We start from the raw sequence: 19,216 nt of genomic DNA, 5'->3' as shown, positions 1-19,216 counted from the left end.
GCCTAAAAAGGTCTATCCTTTTTTATATCAACTAAGGGGTGCGGTTTGTATTAGGGGTCTCCATCAAAAAGCGACCTTTGTACGATGAGGAATTTTTTGGGTGAAAAACTTGGTTTTACTGTATATAAGAATGTTTATAAAAGGAATGTAATGTTTGTTACGTGTTTTCGGCCCCAATAAGTTTAATACTAATAATATTACTTTTTTGTGCCTATAACACTTTAAAGTGCGTACTTTTTATTACACTAAATATATTCCATAATAGCACATGTAAGAAGAAAATGAGTAGAACGATACTAGAAAGTTCATATATTACTTTTTAGTGCCTACAGCACTTTAAAGTGCGTACTTTTTATTATGTTATATATACTCCATAATAGTATATGTAAGAGGAAGTGAGTAGAGGAATTAGAAAGTACTTATGTTGCTTTTTAGTACCTAGAGTACTTTAAAGTGCATACCATTTTGCTATTTAAATGCCTTATCATGCATTTGATCATTCATTGATTTTCACACCAATTTTTAATATGAATTTTTAGGAGGATACCTTAAATGAGAAATTTATTAAAAGGAAAACTTGGTTTTGGTACAGCACCACTCGGTAATATGTTCCGTAATATCCCAGAAGAAGAAGCAATCGCAACAGTGGACGCAGCTTGGGAAAGTGGCGTTCGTTATTTTGACACAGCTCCACTTTATGGATCTGGATTATCAGAGATTCGTCTTGGTGAAGCACTATCGAAAAGAAATCGTAATGAGTACGTTTTAAGTACAAAAGTAGGTAGACTTATTTCAGATGAACTGGAAGATCCCGCTGCACGTGATTTTGGAGAAAAAGGAGGGATTTTCGAATTTGGTCGTAAGAATAAAATCATCCCTGACTATAGCGCAGATGCAACCCTTCTTTCTATCGAAAAGAGTTTGGAACGTTTACAGACAGATCGTCTGGACTTTGTTTATATTCATGATCCAGCGCAAGACTTTTATGGTGATGAGTGGCTTGCACAATTTGAAATTGCTCGAACAGGAGCGTTCCGTACGCTTACGCGTTTACGTGAAGAAGGAGTAATTAAGGGGTGGGGGCTTGGAGTAAACCGAGTAGAACCAATGGAGCTTATGCTGGATTTAGAAGAAGCAAAACCAGATATTTCCTTGCTAGCTGGTCGTTATTCAATATTAGACCACGAGCGTGCGTTGCAACGATTAATGCCTGCAGCTAAAAAGCACAATATGGATATTGTGGTTGGTGGTCCATATAGCTCGGGTGTTCTTGCTGGAGGTGCTCACTTCGAATATCAAAAAGCGTCACCAGAAATTATGGCAAAAGTTAATAAGATCAAAAACATTGCAGATCGTCACGGAATCAGCATCAAGGCTGCAGGTTTACAATTTTCACTGGCTAATCCGGCAGTTGCTGCGGTTGTTCCTGGTGCTAGTAAACCTGAACGGATTGCAGAAGACAAAGCTGCATTAAACATAGTGATTCCGGCAGCCTTCTGGGAAGAAATGCGCGAACAAAAACTGGTAGCACCTAATGCACCACTACCAATTGATGTGAAATAAAAGGAGGATAATGAATATGGCCCATACTACCATATCTATTGAAATTTTTGCTTCACCTGAACAAGTATGGCAATTAATCGGAGGTTTTGAATCTCTTCCAGACTGGTTACCTTATATTCCTAGCAGTAAAGTAACTGAAGGTGGACGTGTACGTCATCTTGCAAACCCTGATGGTGATGCGATTGTAGAACGTTTAGAAGCATTTAACGACAAGGAACGCTACTACACGTATTCAATTATGAAAGCACCATTTCCGGTTACTGATTATTTATCTACAATCCGTGTTAGAGAAGGTATGGATGATAAAACATCATTGGTAGAGTGGTCTGGTTGTTTCACTCCTGTAGGAGTTAGTGATGAAGAGGCAATTAATCTGTTCTATGGAATCTACAAAGACGGCCTGGAGGCATTGCAAAAACTGGATTAATCGGTATAAATCGATTTAGATGGAATGGCTGATTTGAAACTAACTTCTAAATCATGGATATATCGAGTTTTATTTAAATAAATCTAGAGATATCAAAGCAGCAAAGCGCTTTTCAAAAAAGCCTTGGCGGTTCGTTACAGTTATTGAGATTATGACCGTTTTGTACTAACATCCGTAGCACAAAGTTGATAGGATTCAGAATTCATTCCGAAAAGTTCTTATTAATAATAGTTTCAGCAGTCGTAAAGTGATCACATCAAATTCTGTTGGGAAAGTAGTACATGACAAAAAAGAAGTACATTATCGATAGTGATCTTGGCTATTAACACAATAGAATTTATGAGTTTAGGAATATTGCTTGGAATCTCTAAGATTTATTAGTTTTTATTACAACAGTGATTTTAATCATTTTGTAATACGTTTTAGGTATTACGATGGCAATAGTTTTTTATTTTGACAAAACTGTAACAGATTTTATGGGCTTATTCCATGCTGAATGGATATGGTATAGGGGCTGTGGTGTTAATGGGATGGAGTATGTATTTAGAGAAGAAAGACTAATAGCCAATAAAATCATAGGTTTATATTCGTGAAGGAAAGTGAGTGAAACAAATGGAACAGTTTGCAAATCATTTTGGATATAATCGCATGATTGCGAAAGATCGACTGACATTAGGAGTCCATATTCCGATTGAAAATTATCAGTTTCATGCACCGACAATGGAAAAACAAGTAGAATTGGTTCAAAAAGCGGAACAATATGGTTTTACAGGCGTATGGCTTCGCGATGTTCTGTTGCAGGATCCTGACTTTGGTGATCCTGCAACAGGTCAAATTTACGATATGATGATTTATTTGACGTATTTAGCAAGCCAATCAAAGAAAATCGCATTTGGAACGTCGGCAACCGTATTGTCACTTCGTCATCCGCTTCGTGTGGCGAAAGAAATCGCTACATTGGATCAACTATTTCCAGAAAGAATTATGCTCGGTGTTTCATCCGGTGACCGACGTGCTGATTTTAAGGCATTAGGTGTTAGTCATGAAACACGAGGTGAAAAATTTAGGGAAGCTTTTGCTTACTTGGAAGATATTTTGTATAAAAACTTTCCATCCATCCAATCGAAACTAGGGGAAGTGCATGGTGCAAATCTAGTTCCAAAACCGTCTAAACGTGTTCCAACCTTTATAACAGGCTTTAGTCAGCAAACGATGGAATGGTTTGCTGAACATGGCGATGGGTGGATGTATTATCCACGCAGTCCGGTACATCAGGCTGCAGCAATTGGACAATGGCGAGAGCTAGTAGAGGACTATCATCCAGGTGTATTCAAACCATTTATACAGCCTATGCATTTAGATTTGTCTGAAGATCCGAATGAACGTCCTACACCAATACGCTTAGGCTACCGTACAGGTCGTAATGCGCTGATTGAATTGCTGGATTTATATCGAATTATTGGTGTTAATCATTTATTCCTTGCTCTATTTGATGGCAAACGTCCAGCCAATGAAGTATTGGATGAACTAGGAGAAGAAGTACTTCCTCATTTCCCTGCATTGTAAATGAGTGGAAAAGGTGGAGATGTTCCTGCTGTTAACGAATTAATCACAAACATGACAACCAACATATGTTACTTTTTAGTACCTATAGCACTTTAAAGTTCGTACTTTTTATTATGTTGAATATCATTCATAATAGCGTAAGTAAGAGAAAAGTGGGTAGTACGGTACTAGGAATTACCTATCGTACTTTAAAGTGCATTCTTTAAAAAAGAATGAAACCATGATGATAGCATTCATTGAAAGTAAATTTTTGTAGGAAATATTTATGCTTTTTATCCTACTATATTTATGTGAATTATAAGATTAAGGGGGATTTCAATTGAATTCATATACTGTATCTTCTTCAGAAGTTCAGACGAATCGAAGAAGTATGTTTGCTTTATTAGCGTTGGCGATTAGTGCGTTCGGCATTGGTACAACCGAGTTTATTAGTGTTGGTTTATTACCATCCATTTCGAAAGATTTACATGTTTCGGTTACAACAGCTGGTTTAACTGTTTCCCTATATGCGTTAGGTGCGGCATTAGGTGCTCCTGTTTTAACAGCTCTTACCGCTAGTATGTCGCGAAAGACATTACTAATGTGGATTATGGTTATTTTCATTATCGGTAACGGAATTGCAGCTGTTGCAACTAGTTTCACTGTGCTACTTATTGCGAGAGTTATTTCTGCGTTTGCGCATGGTGTGTTTATGTCGATAGGATCTACAATTGCTGCTGAAATCGTACCAGAGAATAAACGTGCCAGCGCAATTGCAATTATGTTCACTGGATTAACAGTCGCGACTATTACGGGTGTGCCAATTGGAACATTTATTGGTCAACAATTTGGCTGGAGAGCGTCGTTTATGGCGATTGTGGCAATTGGAATTATTGCCTTAATCGCAAACAGTATACTAGTCCCATCTAATTTAAAAAATGGTGTACCTGTATCATTTCGTGATCAATTCAAACTAATTAAGAATGGAAGATTGTTACTTGTTTTCATCATTACTGCATTAGGATACGGTGGAACATTCGTAACATTTACGTATTTATCACCACTATTACAAGAAGTAACAGGATTTAAAGCAAGTACGGTTACCATCGTTCTATTAGTGTATGGAATCGCCATTGCGATAGGGAATATGGTCGGCGGAAAATTATCGAATCATAATCCAATTCGAGCGCTATTTTACATGTTCTTTATTCAAGCGATTATATTATTTGTTTTAACATTTACAGCACCATTTAAAGTCGCTGGATTAATCACAATTATTTTCATGGGACTATTCGCATTTATGAATGTTCCAGGACTACAAGTATATGTCGTTATATTGGCTGAGCGCTTTGTTCCAAGTGCGGTTGATGTTGCTTCAGCAATTAATATTGCCGCATTTAACGGAGGAATTGCTTTAGGTTCTTATATAGGCGGTCTTGTAACGAACTCTTTAGGGTTAATCCATACCGCTTGGGTAGGTGGCATTATGGTTGCAGCCGCTGTTATTTTAACAGCGTGGAGTATGACATTAGAAAAAAGAGATCAAGCAAAATAAAGGAGAGAAAACAAAATGAAAAATTTACAAAGTAAAACAGCATTGCATAATGGTGTAGAAATGCCTTTGATCGGTTTAGGTGTATTTAAAGTGGAAGAGGGACCAGAACTTGTAGAGGCTGTAAAAGCAGCGATTAAAGCGGGATACCGCAGCATTGATACAGCTGCAATTTATGGGAATGAAAAAGCAGTAGGTGAAGGAATCCGTGCAGGTATCAAAGCAGCGGGGATTTCAAGAAAAGATTTATTTATCACTTCAAAAGTGTGGAACGCAGATCAAGGATATGAAACAACAATCGCTGCATATGAAGAGAGCTTAAAAAAATTGGAACTAGACTATTTAGATTTATATCTTGTTCACTGGCCTGTAGAAGGGAAATATAAAGATACGTGGAGAGCGTTAGAAACACTATATAAAGAAGGGCGTGTAAATGCAATTGGCGTAAGTAATTTCCAAATCCATCACCTCCAAGATGTAATGAAAGATGCGGAAATTAAGCCGATGATCAACCAAGTGGAGTACCACCCACGTTTAACGCAAAAAGAATTACAAGCTTTCTGTAAAGAGCAAGGTATTCAAATGGAAGCATGGTCACCGCTTATGCAAGGTCAATTATTTGATAACGAAACGTTACAAGAAATTGCTGATAAGTACGGTAAAACAACAGCGCAAGTCATTTTACGTTGGGATTTACAAAATGGAGTTATAACCATTCCAAAATCAACGAAAGAGCACCGCATCATTGCAAACGCTGATGTATTTAATTTTGAATTAACAAAAGAAGATATGGAAAAAATTGATGCGTTAAATGAAAATCACCGCGTTGGCCCAGACCCTGATAACTTTGATTTCTGAGTTTAAAGTATAAAGTAGGTGAAAAGAGTACATTTTTTGTACTCTTTTTTTGTGTTTTTTAATTAAATACTATTAATAAGGTTAAGAAACACATTCTTCACCAAAATTGTAAAGAATATTCTCGTCATTCTTATTTTGAAGAAGATGTTTTATTTATCTTATTGTAAAAGGAGAAGATGAGTCAGTGAAAACTGCAACTGGCCAATTATTTTAATCTGTTATATTCCTCATCTATTACTGGTTCCAACCATTCCGGCGTACCTGCAGTAATTGCAATGTGTTCAAACCAGCTGTCTTTTGTAGCACCATGCCAGTGTTTTACACCATCATGGGTGACAATAACATCACCGGCTTTTATGAATTGAGCAGGTTTTCCTTCTTCTTGGTACCAACCTTCGCCACCTGTTACTAATAAAAGCTGAAACCCATTACGATGAATATGCCAGTTATTTCTACATCCTGGTTCAAAGGTTACATTCCCAACACCAACATTTACTTTAGGATCTGCAATTAATGTCTTAAGATAACTTTGTCCGACAAAAAATTGAGCATATGCTTCATTTTTTTCGCCCACAGGGAAAATAACGCCATTTTTTACTTCTTCATGTTTTGCCATTTTACTACCTCCAATAATTTCATTTTTAATTAATATTAATAACCAACTTGAACAGTTGATCGAATTACCATATGAATGACAGCATCAGATAGTTGCCCCAATTGGAAAGGCAATTACACCATCAATGCGGTCAGCATCAATTGCGGATGGTTTCATCCAATACCTAAACACTTAATATTTCTTAAACTGAATTGTTACCAATCCACTAGTTTTCCACTTCTGAAAAATTTTCCGTTTGGTCCTTCAGAACCGATTGTTGCTAACCATAAGAAAGACTCAGCGGCTTGCTGAGGTGTCGTTGGAGCAGATGGGCCACCCATCTCTGAGCTTACCCATCCTGGATCGACAGCGTTTATTTTAATATCCCCTTTGACTTCTCCAGCAAGCAATCGTGTCAATCCGTTCAAGGCAAACTTAGACAACTTATATGCCCCTACTCCGGGATATGACAATTGGCTCATCCCGCCATATTCTGAGGAAACATTAATAATTCTGCCATAGCCTTGTTTTTCCATGATGGGAATAAAGGAACGGATTACATGGTAAACTCCAAAGAAATTGGTTTCCATTGTTTTTTCCAAAATGGAAGGGTCCATAGCCACTAACTTTTCATCCCCATCCAAATACACGCCTGCATTATTAATCAATACATCTAATCTTCCATATTGCTCATATACAGTGATCGCGGCCTGAAAAATGCTTTCTTGATTGTCTACATCCATTACCTGAAATGATACGTCTAAATCTGACTTCTTAAGGTTTTCGGCAATTTTTTGACCCTTTATTGGGTCTCGACCTGTCAAGATGACCTTAAAACCTTCCAAAGCCATTTGTTTGACCAGCTCATATCCAATTCCTCGATTACCGCCGGTGACAAGCGCAACTTTTGTATCTTTTGGCATTTTCCAATATCCTCCTTTTCGCCTGTTAATCATAGGCAAGAGTAGATGATTACACAATCTAGAAAATGAAGGAATCAACCCTTTTCCCAGAAGAATCTTTAAAAATATCATTTATCACGCTTAGTAATTATGATTAGTTATAAGACTAAGTATAAGGGTTAGAGTAGACTCTAATTCAAGGGGGAAGTTAATAATTAATAAATAATTTTTTTATTCGCTTATTGTTAACTTTAGATTAAGCCACTTTGTATCGTTAGATGAAGTGGGATTAGAGCACATGCAGCGGTTATTGGCACAGTAAATATCGCAAATAGAGCAACCGATCCTACAAATTAGGTTTGAAGGATCGGTTGCTCTATGTTAATTAAAACTCCCAATTTTATCGTTTTTATGAATATCTTCCGTTCCAGCCTCCAAGGCAGTTTTATAATAGTTACATTTAAGATTAATTAGTTCCATAGTCTTGTTCATTTCTTCCAACTGTGCTTCTACAGCGGCTTTACGTTCTAAGAACATGTTATATCTTTGCTGTAAGGTGGAATCCCCATCAGTACACCAATCAATGAAATTTTTAATTTCTTTAATAGGCATCCCGGTGGATTTAAGACATTCAATGATTTTTAAAGCATTAATATCGGAGTCCTTAAACAGTCTTGTTCCGTTTGGTGTTCGTTCTACAAAAGGCAAAAGTCCCTCCTTGTCATAGTAACGTAAGGTATATGTTGTAAGGTTCAATTCATTTGCAACTTCACTGATAGAATATTTGTTCATTGTTTCACTCCTATTCTCCTTAAGCATAAATTTCGAGTTAACTCTAAGACGTGAAGCGATTTTAACATGGGTATTGCTGAGTGTCAAAATCACATTTAAATCAAATTTAACTATATAAATTTGTTAAAGTCCTATATTGCTAGAAAAATTGTCTCCTGAACGAATGAGAAAAAAATATAAATAATGACTTGACTTAGAGTTAACTATAAGGATTAACATTGTTTTGCAAGAGTAAAAGGGGAGTAGTAATGAAGGAATGTGAGCTTTCAAACCTGATTTTTCAGTTCTCCTCTTGTCTTGAAAAATAAATTTAATTGGAGGGTTTTAGATGGTAACTGCTAAAGCAAGAGCTGTCGACGGTCCTGACAAACCGTTTCGAGCAGCCGAAATTAAAAGGCGTGACCTAGATTTACATGATGTTTTAATCGAGATTAAATATGCAGGCATATGTCACTCTGACATCCATGTTGCGCACGGCGAATGGGGTCCCGTTAACTATCCACTTGTACCAGGACATGAGATTGCGGGAATTGTTACCGATGTTGGAGCCGAGGTAACAAAGTATAAAGTAGGTGACCGTGTAGGAGTCGGATGTATGGTTGACTCCTGTGGGAAATGTGAGAACTGCCTTAAAGGAGAAGAGCAATACTGCCTTAAAGGAAATGTTCAAACTTACGCTGGTGTCGACCGATATGGTGAGCCTACACAAGGTGGTTATTCAACACATATCGTCGTAACTGAGGGCTTTGTTGTAAGAATTCCTGATAACATTGAACTTGACGCCGCAGCACCATTACTTTGCGCAGGCATTACAACCTACTCACCATTAAACCATTGGGGAGCTGGTCCAGGCAAGAAAGTAGCGGTTGTTGGATTGGGAGGTCTTGGCCATATGGCAGTCAAGATTGCACATGCTATGGGTGCAGATGTTACCGTTCTATCACAAACATTGAATAAAAAAGAGGACGGCTTACAGTTTGGCGCAGACAACTACTATGCTACTAGCGACCGAGATACATTTGAGAAGCTTGCAGGATCTTTTGATTTAATCATCAATACAGTAAGTGCAAAGATTGATCTTGATTCGTATTTCTCCTTGCTCACCCTTGATGGCACTATGGTGAATGTCGGTGCTCCTGGAGAGCCATTGTCCCTAAATGTGTTATCCCTTATCGGTCATCGTCGATCATTTGCAGGTTCCGCGATTGGTGGCATACGTGAAACTCAGGAAATGTTGGATTTCTGTGCAAAACATCATATTGTTCCTAAGATTGAAGTAATCTCTGCTGATCAAATTGATGAAGCCTATGAACGTGTCTTAGCATCGGATGTCAAGTATCGATTTGTTATTGACACTAGTACAATCTAAGTTGCTAAATTACGATCCAAACTGCTTGTAAGACAGCGATAGAACAATCTATAGGTGGTTTATAAAATTGATAAGCCATACTCCTAATCAGTCGAAATTTAGAGTTAACATATGGTTAATATCTATATAACTAGTTGTTTGCGGTATCTCTTGAAAAATATTGAAAAGAAGGTGATGAAAAAAATGTCGCAGACAGATAACTATATTTTTGAGTTAAGTAATAAAGTAAAAAGAAAATCTGTTTCATACAAAAACAGGTTTGGAATCAAAATTGCAGCAGATCTTTACATGCCAAAGGATTTTGATGAGACAAAGAAACACGCAGGTATTATTATAGGTGCCCCTTATGGTGGTGTAAAAGAGCAGGGGTCTGGTATTTATGCCCAAAACATGGCAGAGCGTGGCTTTGTAGCACTTACATTTGACCCGTCGTACAACGGATATAGTGGTGGTGAACCACGACACATTTCTTCTCCAGATCTATTCGTAGAAGATTTCAGTGCAGCCGTTGATTATTTAGGTACACGTCCATTTATGGATAAGAAAAAAATTGGTGCAATAGGTATGTGTGGCAGTGGTGGTTTTGCGATCAGTGCTGCGCAGGTAGATAGGCGCATCAAGGCTATAGCCACGGTCAGCATGTATGATATATCCCGCGTAGCGGCAAACGGCTGGAAGGATTCATTTACTGAAGAAGGTAGTAACAGTATACTGGACGCGATTGCCGAGCAACGTTATGTGGATTTTGAGTCAGGCCAGCCAACGCTTGCGCAGCGAGGAGCACCTATTGGATTTGATGAAAATACAGACCCTATTGGTCGCGAGTTTGGGGAGTTCTACTCTACGCCTCGTGGGTATCACCCGAACTCCATTACTCAATTTACCGTAACAAGCAGTATGTCATTTATGAACTTTCCGCTGCTTACACACATTAAGTCGATTTCGCCGCGCCCGATTTTGTTTATCATTGGCGAGCACGCTCATTCACGATACTTTAGTGAAGATGCTTACGAATTGGCTGAGGAACCAAAAGAGCTGTACATCGTTCCAAATGCAGGACATGTTGATTTGTACGACAAGACAGATTTCATTCCGTTCGACATGTTGGAATCATTCTTTGCCGAGAATTTGAAGTAATAAACTTAAACAAACGGGGACGTTGATCAGAAGGATCATGCCCCTGTTTGTTTAGGTTTCTCCTGGCATTCAGCTCGTTGCTCCTAAAGCTAGTGAGGAAACTGCAAGAAAGTTTTTTAAAATTATTTAGGTTTTGACGAAGTTGAAAAACCTGAAGTATTAAAGAAGCGTGGCGGGGTTTGGTTTGAACTTGGAAATTATCAAATACATAGGAATCGAAGAACCATTTTATCCAGCCAAAAAGGCACATCCTGCTTTTGAAATAGAAAATATAGAGGAATAAAAAAAACATCTGGTAACAAACGGGATTGATGTTATGGAAGACGAAAAACTTCCAGGAGCTATAAGGTTCTATATTTCCGACCCTTTTGGTAACCGTATGGAATTGTTAGAGTGGAATAAAGAGTAAACACTTTCATTGCAAACTAACGGGTGCTTTACTTCAATGCCAGGAGCTGATCAACAGCTCCTTTTCTTATGGAACTAAAGGGACAGGATAGTTGAAGAGTGCTCTTTGACCTTATTCAACAATTGGGCCAGTTTGTTTAAAAAGGATATTTTCTGTATTTAGAGAATTAGAATTTAAGAATACGGGATATTGCAAAATAACAGGAACATAGGAGGTATGAGATATGAAGATCCTCAGAATAGATCATGTAGGTGTAATCGTAAATGACCTCTCTGCTGCTAAAGAGTTTTTTCTCGATTTTGGACTTGAAGTGCAAGGGGAATGGGAATTGGAAGGAGAGTTGATGGATCAGATGAGTGGGCTTAATGACGTTAAAGTATCATGTGTAGGATTGGGGATGCCAGACGGTCAAGCATGGATAGAGCTAATTAAATTTTATACGCCGACAGATGAAAAAGATATTCAGCAACCTTTTGCAAATAACCTGGGTATCCGGCATATTGCATTTGCTGTTGAAGATATTGAAGCTGTTGTTGCCAAATTGAAAAAGAAAGGTACGGAAATCTTTAGTGAGATACAACACTATGAAGAAAGTTATAAGTTATGCTACTGTCGTGGACCAGAGGGGATTATTTTAGAGTTGGCGGAGCAAATCAAATAAATTAAGGGTAATTAATAGTCGTTGGGCCAATTGTGGATTTAAAATAAAGTCACGTTGTTTATAAAAAAGTTGCGATGTTTTGTGATGCTTTGCCCCTTGGATGTTATCTAAAAGATTATTTTATAGTGAAAGGAAAAAACATCTGAATTAAAAGTGGATCAGGTAATTGTTGAGTGACAATAGAGTTGTTCTACAATCGGGTGCGTTAGCTGAAGATCGGAGCTTTCTTTATGGGAACTAAAGGGACAGGATAGTTGAATAGAGGATTGAAGTAAAGGAGGATAAGATGAATACATATTGTAAGAGTGCATTACATCAAATTAAAGTCGCTGTAATGACAATTGTTGAGATGATAGAAAGTTAGCAGAAAACGACTTGCAAAAAAGACCTACACCCAACAAGCATTCCATAGGAGAGCTGTTAGAACACATTGCTATTATTTGTGAAGCTGATTCGCTTATTTCGGACGGGGCATCCCAAGACAAGATGAATAAATTTTATTCAAGTGTTTCATATAAAGTCTAAAGGAGATGAAAGAAGCATTGATAAAAAGTCATCAATTTTTAGAAGATAAATATATGAATTTTACAGATTTCGAACTTCAAGAGGAAATTATTCTTATTGGGGTGTTACATACTCACGATATGAATGGTTGTTAGAGATTGTAGCTCATATTCTAAGGAGGTAGATTAAGTTTAAGAAAATCCTTATGTTATTTGGAATCACTTTCATTGGTCTTTTTTCTTTCCAATCTGATTTAGCAAATGCGCCAGTACCAGTAGATGAAGAAGTTATTCTTTGACCTGGAAGTGACACTTTAGTTGAAGATGACATTAAAACAGCCAAAAAACATAGAGAAAAAGCGATGCAAGACATGGCAGATCACCCGGAATTGTTTCAATTTGCAACTGAAATTGAATGAATAAGGACTTCTTTATTGCAAAGGGGTTCTTTTTTTGTTCATTGCTCTTGTTGAACTATAGGGGCAGTTTAGTTCGATAAGCGTAGTGTATTCGAACTGTGGATTATTTCCAATAAAGTTTTTTAATGGTAAAGTTAGATAAAGGTGATTTTGTTGAATAGTAATAAAAGTTATAAATTTAATTTTATAGTTTCTTTGATTTTTCTACTTTTAGGTTTTATTTTTATAAATATCTTCACCAATATATTACCTACCATTATTATTTGTGGTTACTTCTTTCTGTACTACCTCATTAGTGGCCTTTATCGTTTATCTCAACATAAAAAACAAAGCATATAATTAATTTTTATACCTTCTTATTTGCGTCACAGTTTGTGTCAACTTTGTGATAAGTTTTATAGAACTAATGGGTGTGTTAGCTGAAGCTCGGAGCTGTCTTTAAGGCAGCTTTTTCTTATGGAACTAAAGGGTCAGGTTAGTTGGATTGCCTGCCGAAGAATAGGAGTGGTTTGTATTTATGGCAATAACAAGGAAAAGAATCTTCATTAGTTATATAGTGGGTTTCATAATCATGTATATTGCAAGCTCTGGTCTGCAATACTTCAGGGAGCAAACGATAAATTGGTTAGGGAATTTAGCATACGCATTCTGTTTCGTAGCATTTCATTCACTTTTAAGTTGGTTATTTGGAGATTTTGATAAGAAAAAAGCCGATCACTAATACATAGTTTGTATCAACTCTATAATAAGTATTTTTCAACTAACGGGTGCGTTCGTATTATAAGGTTGACCAGTAAAAATTACTGGTTGACCTTTTTTTAATAGGATCTATTATATTAGTAGCCAGGGTAGGACGTACGGGTGCGTGGGACTTGATCCCGTGAACTAAACTGTCCGCCCCCTACTTGTAGAAACATGTTTGAGGCTGGTTGGGACATAGATCTCGTATAACAAGCGAAGCTATGACACTAGATGGAGGACTAAGGGGTACTGGTTAGTAAGTAGAGGAGGAAAAAACGATGAATCCAGTTGTTGGTTTGGATGTGGCAAAAGGAGAGAGCCAAGTTCAGGCATTTTTAGATCAATCTAAACCGTATGGGAAGAGCTTTTCAATGATGCATATCAAAGAGGAACTAGATCATTTTTTAGACTTTCTAAAAGAAATTGAAGAGGTGACAGGGCAGATACCTATGGTTATTTTAGAATCTACAGGGCATTACCATACTCCTGTTATTCAATACTTGGAGGAACAAGGGATTCTATATATCTTACTAAATCCGATTATTTCTTATCAGGCAAAGAAGACCAGTTTACGGAAGGTAAAAACAGACGCTATCGATGCGTACCAGTTGTGTGTGCTGTATTACAAAGAGGATTTTGAACCTCATAAAATTAGAGGAATACAGCTATTAGACCTTCGGAATTTGTCCAGACAACAGGAAATCGTAACGAATATGTATGTGGAAGCTAAACTTCAGTTTCACACCATTTTAGATCAAGTGTTTCCTGAATACCGGAAGGTTTTTGGGGATCTATATTCGAAGGTTTCTTTATTGATGTTAAAGGAATATCCCACTTCAGAGGCGGTATTAGCAGCCGGGGAAAGTAAACTAGCAGAGAGTGTTATAGAGTTCTGTTCTAGCCGATCAGGTGAATGGGCATGGGGAAAAGCAAAAAAAATAATGGATTCCGCATCTCGAAATCCATTTCAAAAAAACGTGTATGAAAGTCACGTAATCAATCTTCGTATGTATATTGAATTGCTTTTTCATTACCAGGGACACCTTCTGATTTGGAAGATCGTATAGTGGCCCTGGCAAATGAAATGGAAGAATATAAGATCATCCAATCGATTCCCGGTATAGGAGAAAAAATCGCAGCCACGATTATCTCTGAAATTGGTGAAATCGATCGGTTTAATCATCCGAAAAAACTGGTTGCCTTCGCTGGAGTAGATCCAAGTGTTCACGCATCGGGTAAGTTTACGGCAACCATTAATCGTATGACAAAAAGAGGTTCGAGTAGGCTACGTCATTCTCTGTATCTTGCCGTACTATGCGGCATAAGAAGTTCAAGGACCAAAAAGCTTAAAGAATTCTATGATAAGAAAAAATCAGAAGGAAAACCGGCCAAAGTGTCAATCGTTGCCTGTATGAATAAGTTGCTTCATTGGATTTACGCTCTATTAAAGAGAAAAGAAACGTTCCTAGATTTAGCCTAATTAACGGTTTTGTGAAACAGAGAAAAATCCTTCCAAAAGGGTTTTGGAGGGTTTATTTGACATGGTCAAAAATAGTATATCATAAGGGAAATGAAAATTTTAGAGAAAGATATTGACATCCTATTAGCTGGTTTAGTTCCTTAAGAAAAAGTAAAAAAAGTCGATTCCTTAACGTTGAACTGACCCCATAAAGTTAGACAGGTTATTTCGTTAGGCAGCCCTTTGGGCATGTGCTCGGTATTGTACCGGGCTCATGCCTTTTAATTTGCCTTGATTCGTTTGTGTTTATAGTATTCTATATATTTTGCTAGTTCTTGTTTCTAAGGATCGTTTCGTGAGAAAAGCCCGCCTCTTCAGCACGTATTGCGAAATCTGAAGAGCGGGACTTAACATAAGTTGGAATTATTTCACTTCTACCCATCCGTTTTTAATAGCTAGAACAACAGCTTGTGTACGGTCGTTTACCATCATTTTTTGAAGAATGTTAGTCACATAGTTTTTTACTGTTTTTTCACTGATGTATAAAGTTTCGCCGATGGCACGGTTGCTTTTTCCGTATGCTAAAATTTGAAGAACTTCACACTCGCATCGAGTCAATAGGTGAAGCGGTCTTCTGATCTCTACAGCATGCACTGAATCACGATCAGTAGCTAAACGGCGATATTCTTTGACTAGATTAGATGTCACCTTCGGATGAAGGTATGAGCCACCTTCTGCGACTACACGAACAGCATCAATTAACGCATCTGCGTCCATTTCTTTCAACAGATAACCTTGTTCTCCTGTTTTCAATGCATGCTGTACATAGTTTTCATCATCATGAATCGATAAAATGATGACTTTCGTTTCAGGGTAACGGTTTACAAGTATTTTAGTTGCTTCGATACCGTTCATATTCTGTATGTTGATATCCAGGATAACGACATCTGGTTTGTGTGTAACAAGATCCATAGCCTCGCTTCCGTCATCGCCTTCGGCAACAACATCAAAGGATGATTCAAAATCTAATATACGCTTAACGCCTTCACGGAAAAGCTGATGGTCATCGATGATGATGATACTAGTCTTCAATGGCTTTTCCTCCTTATTTAATTAAAGGCCTATTATCTAAAATTTATAAATGATAGGAATTTCTTTTCAGTAGCATTTACAAAGAATAGCGCATTTTTTCGTTTCGGGGATAATCCTTTTTCTTAGCTTGATGGCGATGTGGCGGTACCCCTATAGTAACTAAACTGTAAACGGATTGTTATACAAATAGCATTGTTGGAGGAGACTTCATTGGATATAATTAACCCTCGTTAAGGAGTGTTGAAAGATGATAAACGTAACAGTAGATAAGTTAAAATTCAAGAAACAATTATCGATGCTTGAACAAATCACACTGAAAGATTTTCTGTATACCTGGGTAGGTAGCTCAAGCAAGGGATTGGATGATTTTTTTCACCTTGAGTACACAGAAGATGTATTTGCCAAAATAGAAAAAATGACGAATGACACCGATTTGCTGATTTCTGATGATGAGTATTTCAGATACATAACATTGACGGAAGATAATCAATTTGTGATAGGTGTTTTAGATATGAATTCAGAATTAAAACATAGAATAATTTCACTAGATAAGTTTAAATAATTCTTCGTTTTCTTTAACTCAAACAAAAAGAGGCAGCGTGGTACGTTGTCTTTTTTATTTGTTCACTATATGTCACTGTTTGTTATACCTTGGATAATGATATTAAACGAGAAAAAATATTAAAAGGGCCAGATGTAAAGAAGGAATACGTTCTACAAGATGCATAAGATGAGATAGTACGAAGTGATTACTTTATTGCGAAAACCGACCAAGGAGAGTATAGGATAAATTCTTCCTTAATTCGTTATATACAGGTTTTGCATGAAATGCATTGTTATAAATACCATACTGACTATCAATTGCTAGTGAGTAAATAAAAGGTTATTCCTTTGCATAGTTTTCTTAAATTTTGTTGAATAACTTGAATATGGGAGAGAAGATTAATGTCAGAAACGTATCGTTCTCGTCAGGAACGAAAACAAGTGGAAAAAACAAAACAAGATCAAAAAAAAGAAAAAAATTCCCCTAAAAGAAGGTCTTTCTTGAATAAAGTTTTACTTTGGTTTTTGCTGTTAGGTGTTGTTTCAATTGGAATAGGGACAGTTACGGTTGCAGCAATGATTAAGGATGCACCTAAAATAGATTCTTCAAAACTAGTCGATCCGCTTTCTACCAAATTATACGATAAAAACGGGAATTTCCTTTACGAATATGGTAAAGAAAAGCGGACAAAAATTGAGTATTCTCAAGTTCCAAAAATGTTGGAATATGCTTTCATTGCCACGGAGGATGCACATTTTTATGAACACAATGGCGTTGATATAAAAGGAACTGCGAGAGCAATCTCCAAGAGCCTAAAAGGGGATTTCGGATCTCAAGGCGGAAGTACCATTACACAGCAGGTCATTAAAAACTCCTTTTTGTCACCTCAAAAAACAATAAAGCGGAAGGTACAGGAATGGAGATTGGCCTATCAGCTTGAGCAAAAGTATTCCAAACATCAAATCTTAATGATGTATTTAAATAAGATATACCTTGGGGACGGGACATATGGTGTAGCAGCTGCCGCCAAAAATTACTACGGAATCGATGCCGATCATCTAAATAAATTAACGCTTCCGGAGGCCGCTATGTTGGCGGGGCTCCCACAGAGTCCAAGTAATTACGATCCCACTGAACCCGAACATGTGAAAGCTGCAACAAATCGTCGTAATATTGTTTTAGAAGCTATGTATAAACAAGGGTATATTACGAAAAAGCAATTGGAGGATGCAAAGAAAGTTTCAGTTACAGCAGGACTTGTTCCAAAAACGAAACAGCAAGGAATGCCGTACGAGGCGTTTTTGGACGCTGTTGTAAAAGAAGTTGAAAGAAAGCTGAAAAATGTAGATATCAGTTCGGATGGATTATCTATTTATACGACGCTAGATCCAAAAGCTCAGACCTTTGCGGACAAAATAATGAACACCGATACGATTATTTCTTATCCAAATGACAATTTTCAAGGAGCCTTCGTATTTTCAGATACAAAAACAGGAGAAGTTCGAGCTATTGGAAGCGGTCGAAACCAATATAAAGCTTCCTTCCGAGGCAACAACTTTGCGGTTGATATTAAACGTCAACCAGGATCTACTTTCAAGCCAGTCTTTGATTATGGTCCGGCTATTGAAAATTCAAAATGGTCTACAGCACACCAAATTAATGATCATGAGATAACCTACTCAAATGGTCAGTCTATTTCTAACTGGGATCATCAATATCACGGAATGATGTCAATTAGAACAGCACTTCAATGGTCATACAATATTCCAGCACTTCTTACCCTTCAAGATGTGGGGATGGATAAAGCACAAAATTTTGCAGAAAATCTGGGTATTACTTTTAATAATAATAAGGTGTACGAATCATATGCGATTGGAAGTAATACGGTTAATCCATTAGAGTTGGCAGGGGCATATAGTGCTTTTGGAAATAACGGTGAATTCAATACACCACATTTTGTTCGTAAAGTTGTCTATCCTGATGGCAGAGTTGTTAATTTAACTCCAAAGCCAAAACGTGCTATGCATGATTACACAGCTTATTTGGTGACGGATATGTTACGGACAGTCGTAAAATCTGGTACAGGAAAAACAGCAAATGTCCTTGGACTAGATGTTGCTGGAAAAACTGGCACAACCAATTTTGACAGTAAAACCAGAGCACAATATGGATATCCAACCGGTGCGGTAAATGATAGTTGGTTCGCTGGTTATACACCGCAATACACTATGGCAGTCTGGACTGGATATACTAAAAATGGTCCAGGTAATTATATGGATGGAAATACAACTAAAATCTCGCACCAAATGTTTAAGGCTATGCTGGAAGCGTTTGGAACAGACCAAAATAGCTTCCAGCAGCCTAGTGATGTATACCGGGTGAATAATGAACTGTTCATTAAAGGTGCAAATCCTGAAGAAGCTCCACCTGTTATAAAAAATAATAAAAATAAACCATTAGAGGATAAAAAACATAAAAAAGAGGAAGAGAAGCATAAACAACAAGAGGAAAAGAAACATAAACAAGAGGAAAAGAAACATAAACAACAAGAGGAAAAGAAACATGAACAATAAAGATTTTTAGGATGGGACTGTATTGGTTCCATCCTTTTTTATGATACACATAAGAGATGTGAAGGTTTCTACTTA

General features: G+C 37.3%; 14 protein-coding genes and 3 pseudogenes. 12 read left to right on the top strand and 5 right to left on the bottom strand.

What is annotated here, in order from left to right; genetic code table 11:
* Positions 1 to 552: 552 nt before the first annotated feature.
* The 5 genes from ACQKNS_RS04060 (at position 553) to ACQKNS_RS04040 (ending at position 5,945) form a co-directional block, all read left to right on the top strand.
* Positions 553 to 1,563 carry an aldo/keto reductase gene (locus ACQKNS_RS04060; RefSeq protein ID WP_427641315.1) on the top strand — a complete coding sequence of 337 codons (1,011 nt, stop codon included), beginning with the start codon at positions 553 to 555 and terminating at the stop codon, positions 1,561 to 1,563.
* Between the two features lie 10 nt (positions 1,564 to 1,573).
* A complete protein-coding gene (locus tag ACQKNS_RS04055; RefSeq protein WP_427641314.1) occupies positions 1,574 to 1,990 on the top strand; it encodes an SRPBCC family protein in 417 nt (138 codons plus the stop codon).
* Positions 1,991 to 2,602: 612 nt separating this feature from the next.
* The gene (locus tag ACQKNS_RS04050) at positions 2,603 to 3,556 is read left to right on the top strand and encodes an LLM class oxidoreductase (protein WP_427642123.1); all 954 of its coding nucleotides are present in this window, start codon (positions 2,603 to 2,605) and stop codon (positions 3,554 to 3,556) included.
* Between the two features lie 319 nt (positions 3,557 to 3,875).
* Complete coding sequence (locus ACQKNS_RS04045) at positions 3,876 to 5,090, top strand: MFS transporter (protein ID WP_427641313.1); 1,215 nt, start codon at positions 3,876 to 3,878, stop codon at positions 5,088 to 5,090.
* A gap of 15 nt (positions 5,091 to 5,105) precedes the next feature.
* Entirely contained in the window at positions 5,106 to 5,945 is an 840-nt protein-coding gene (locus ACQKNS_RS04040; RefSeq protein WP_427641312.1) for an aldo/keto reductase, read from the top strand.
* 205 nt (positions 5,946 to 6,150) lie between these two features.
* Here the strand turns inward: ACQKNS_RS04040 and ACQKNS_RS04035 are convergent, their stop codons facing one another.
* The 3 genes from ACQKNS_RS04035 to ACQKNS_RS04025 form a co-directional block, all read right to left on the bottom strand.
* The gene (locus ACQKNS_RS04035; protein ID WP_427641311.1) at positions 6,151 to 6,561 is read right to left on the bottom strand and encodes a cupin domain-containing protein; all 411 of its coding nucleotides are present in this window, start codon (positions 6,559 to 6,561) and stop codon (positions 6,151 to 6,153) included.
* A gap of 194 nt (positions 6,562 to 6,755) precedes the next feature.
* The gene (locus ACQKNS_RS04030; RefSeq protein WP_427641310.1) at positions 6,756 to 7,463 is read right to left on the bottom strand and encodes an SDR family oxidoreductase; all 708 of its coding nucleotides are present in this window, start codon (positions 7,461 to 7,463) and stop codon (positions 6,756 to 6,758) included.
* A 360-nt stretch (positions 7,464 to 7,823) separates the two neighbouring features.
* Positions 7,824 to 8,234 carry a MerR family transcriptional regulator gene (locus ACQKNS_RS04025; protein ID WP_427641309.1) on the bottom strand — a complete coding sequence of 137 codons (411 nt, stop codon included), beginning with the start codon at positions 8,232 to 8,234 and terminating at the stop codon, positions 7,824 to 7,826.
* A 328-nt stretch (positions 8,235 to 8,562) separates the two neighbouring features.
* Between ACQKNS_RS04025 and ACQKNS_RS04020 the strand changes: the two genes are divergently transcribed.
* The 5 genes and pseudogenes from ACQKNS_RS04020 to ACQKNS_RS04000 all read left to right on the top strand — a co-directional run bounded on the left by ACQKNS_RS04020 (position 8,563) and on the right by ACQKNS_RS04000 (position 14,953).
* Positions 8,563 to 9,603 (top strand): NAD(P)-dependent alcohol dehydrogenase, encoded by a 1,041-nt coding sequence (locus tag ACQKNS_RS04020; RefSeq protein ID WP_427641308.1) that lies wholly within the window; start codon positions 8,563 to 8,565, stop codon positions 9,601 to 9,603.
* Positions 9,604 to 9,753: 150 nt separating this feature from the next.
* Positions 9,754 to 10,740 (top strand): alpha/beta hydrolase, encoded by a 987-nt coding sequence (locus tag ACQKNS_RS04015; RefSeq protein ID WP_427641307.1) that lies wholly within the window; start codon positions 9,754 to 9,756, stop codon positions 10,738 to 10,740.
* Between the two features lie 67 nt (positions 10,741 to 10,807).
* Positions 10,808 to 11,149 (top strand): annotated as a pseudogene (locus tag ACQKNS_RS04010) (VOC family protein).
* 223 nt (positions 11,150 to 11,372) lie between these two features.
* Positions 11,373 to 11,810, top strand: a complete 438-nt coding sequence (locus ACQKNS_RS04005; RefSeq protein WP_427641306.1) for a VOC family protein — start codon at positions 11,373 to 11,375, stop codon at positions 11,808 to 11,810.
* Between the two features lie 1,941 nt (positions 11,811 to 13,751).
* Positions 13,752 to 14,953: pseudogene (locus ACQKNS_RS04000) on the top strand (IS110 family transposase).
* A gap of 210 nt (positions 14,954 to 15,163) precedes the next feature.
* Here ACQKNS_RS04000 and ACQKNS_RS03995 read toward each other — a convergent pair.
* Positions 15,164 to 15,273, bottom strand: a pseudogene (locus ACQKNS_RS03995) (IS3 family transposase); the annotation flags it as partial.
* An 82-nt stretch (positions 15,274 to 15,355) separates the two neighbouring features.
* Positions 15,356 to 16,024, bottom strand: a complete 669-nt coding sequence (locus tag ACQKNS_RS03990; protein ID WP_427641305.1) for a response regulator — start codon at positions 16,022 to 16,024, stop codon at positions 15,356 to 15,358.
* A gap of 247 nt (positions 16,025 to 16,271) precedes the next feature.
* Here ACQKNS_RS03990 and ACQKNS_RS03985 point away from each other — a divergent pair, with 247 nt between their 5' ends.
* On the top strand, positions 16,272 to 16,586 hold the full coding sequence (locus tag ACQKNS_RS03985; protein ID WP_063592358.1) for a hypothetical protein: 315 nt from the start codon (positions 16,272 to 16,274) through the stop codon (positions 16,584 to 16,586).
* Positions 16,587 to 16,969: 383 nt separating this feature from the next.
* Positions 16,970 to 19,141: a transglycosylase domain-containing protein gene (locus tag ACQKNS_RS03980; RefSeq protein ID WP_427641304.1), complete on the top strand. Its 2,172-nt coding sequence runs from the start codon at positions 16,970 to 16,972 to the stop codon at positions 19,139 to 19,141.
* Positions 19,142 to 19,216: the final 75 nt, after the last annotated feature.

Origin of the sequence: Peribacillus sp. NPDC094092, from assembly GCF_050279365.1 — a bacterium.
In the GTDB taxonomy this organism is placed as follows: Bacteria; Bacillota; Bacilli; order Bacillales; family DSM-1321; genus Peribacillus.
Note: the sequence above shows the minus strand (reverse complement) of the source record. Positions and strands in the feature narration are given on the sequence as shown.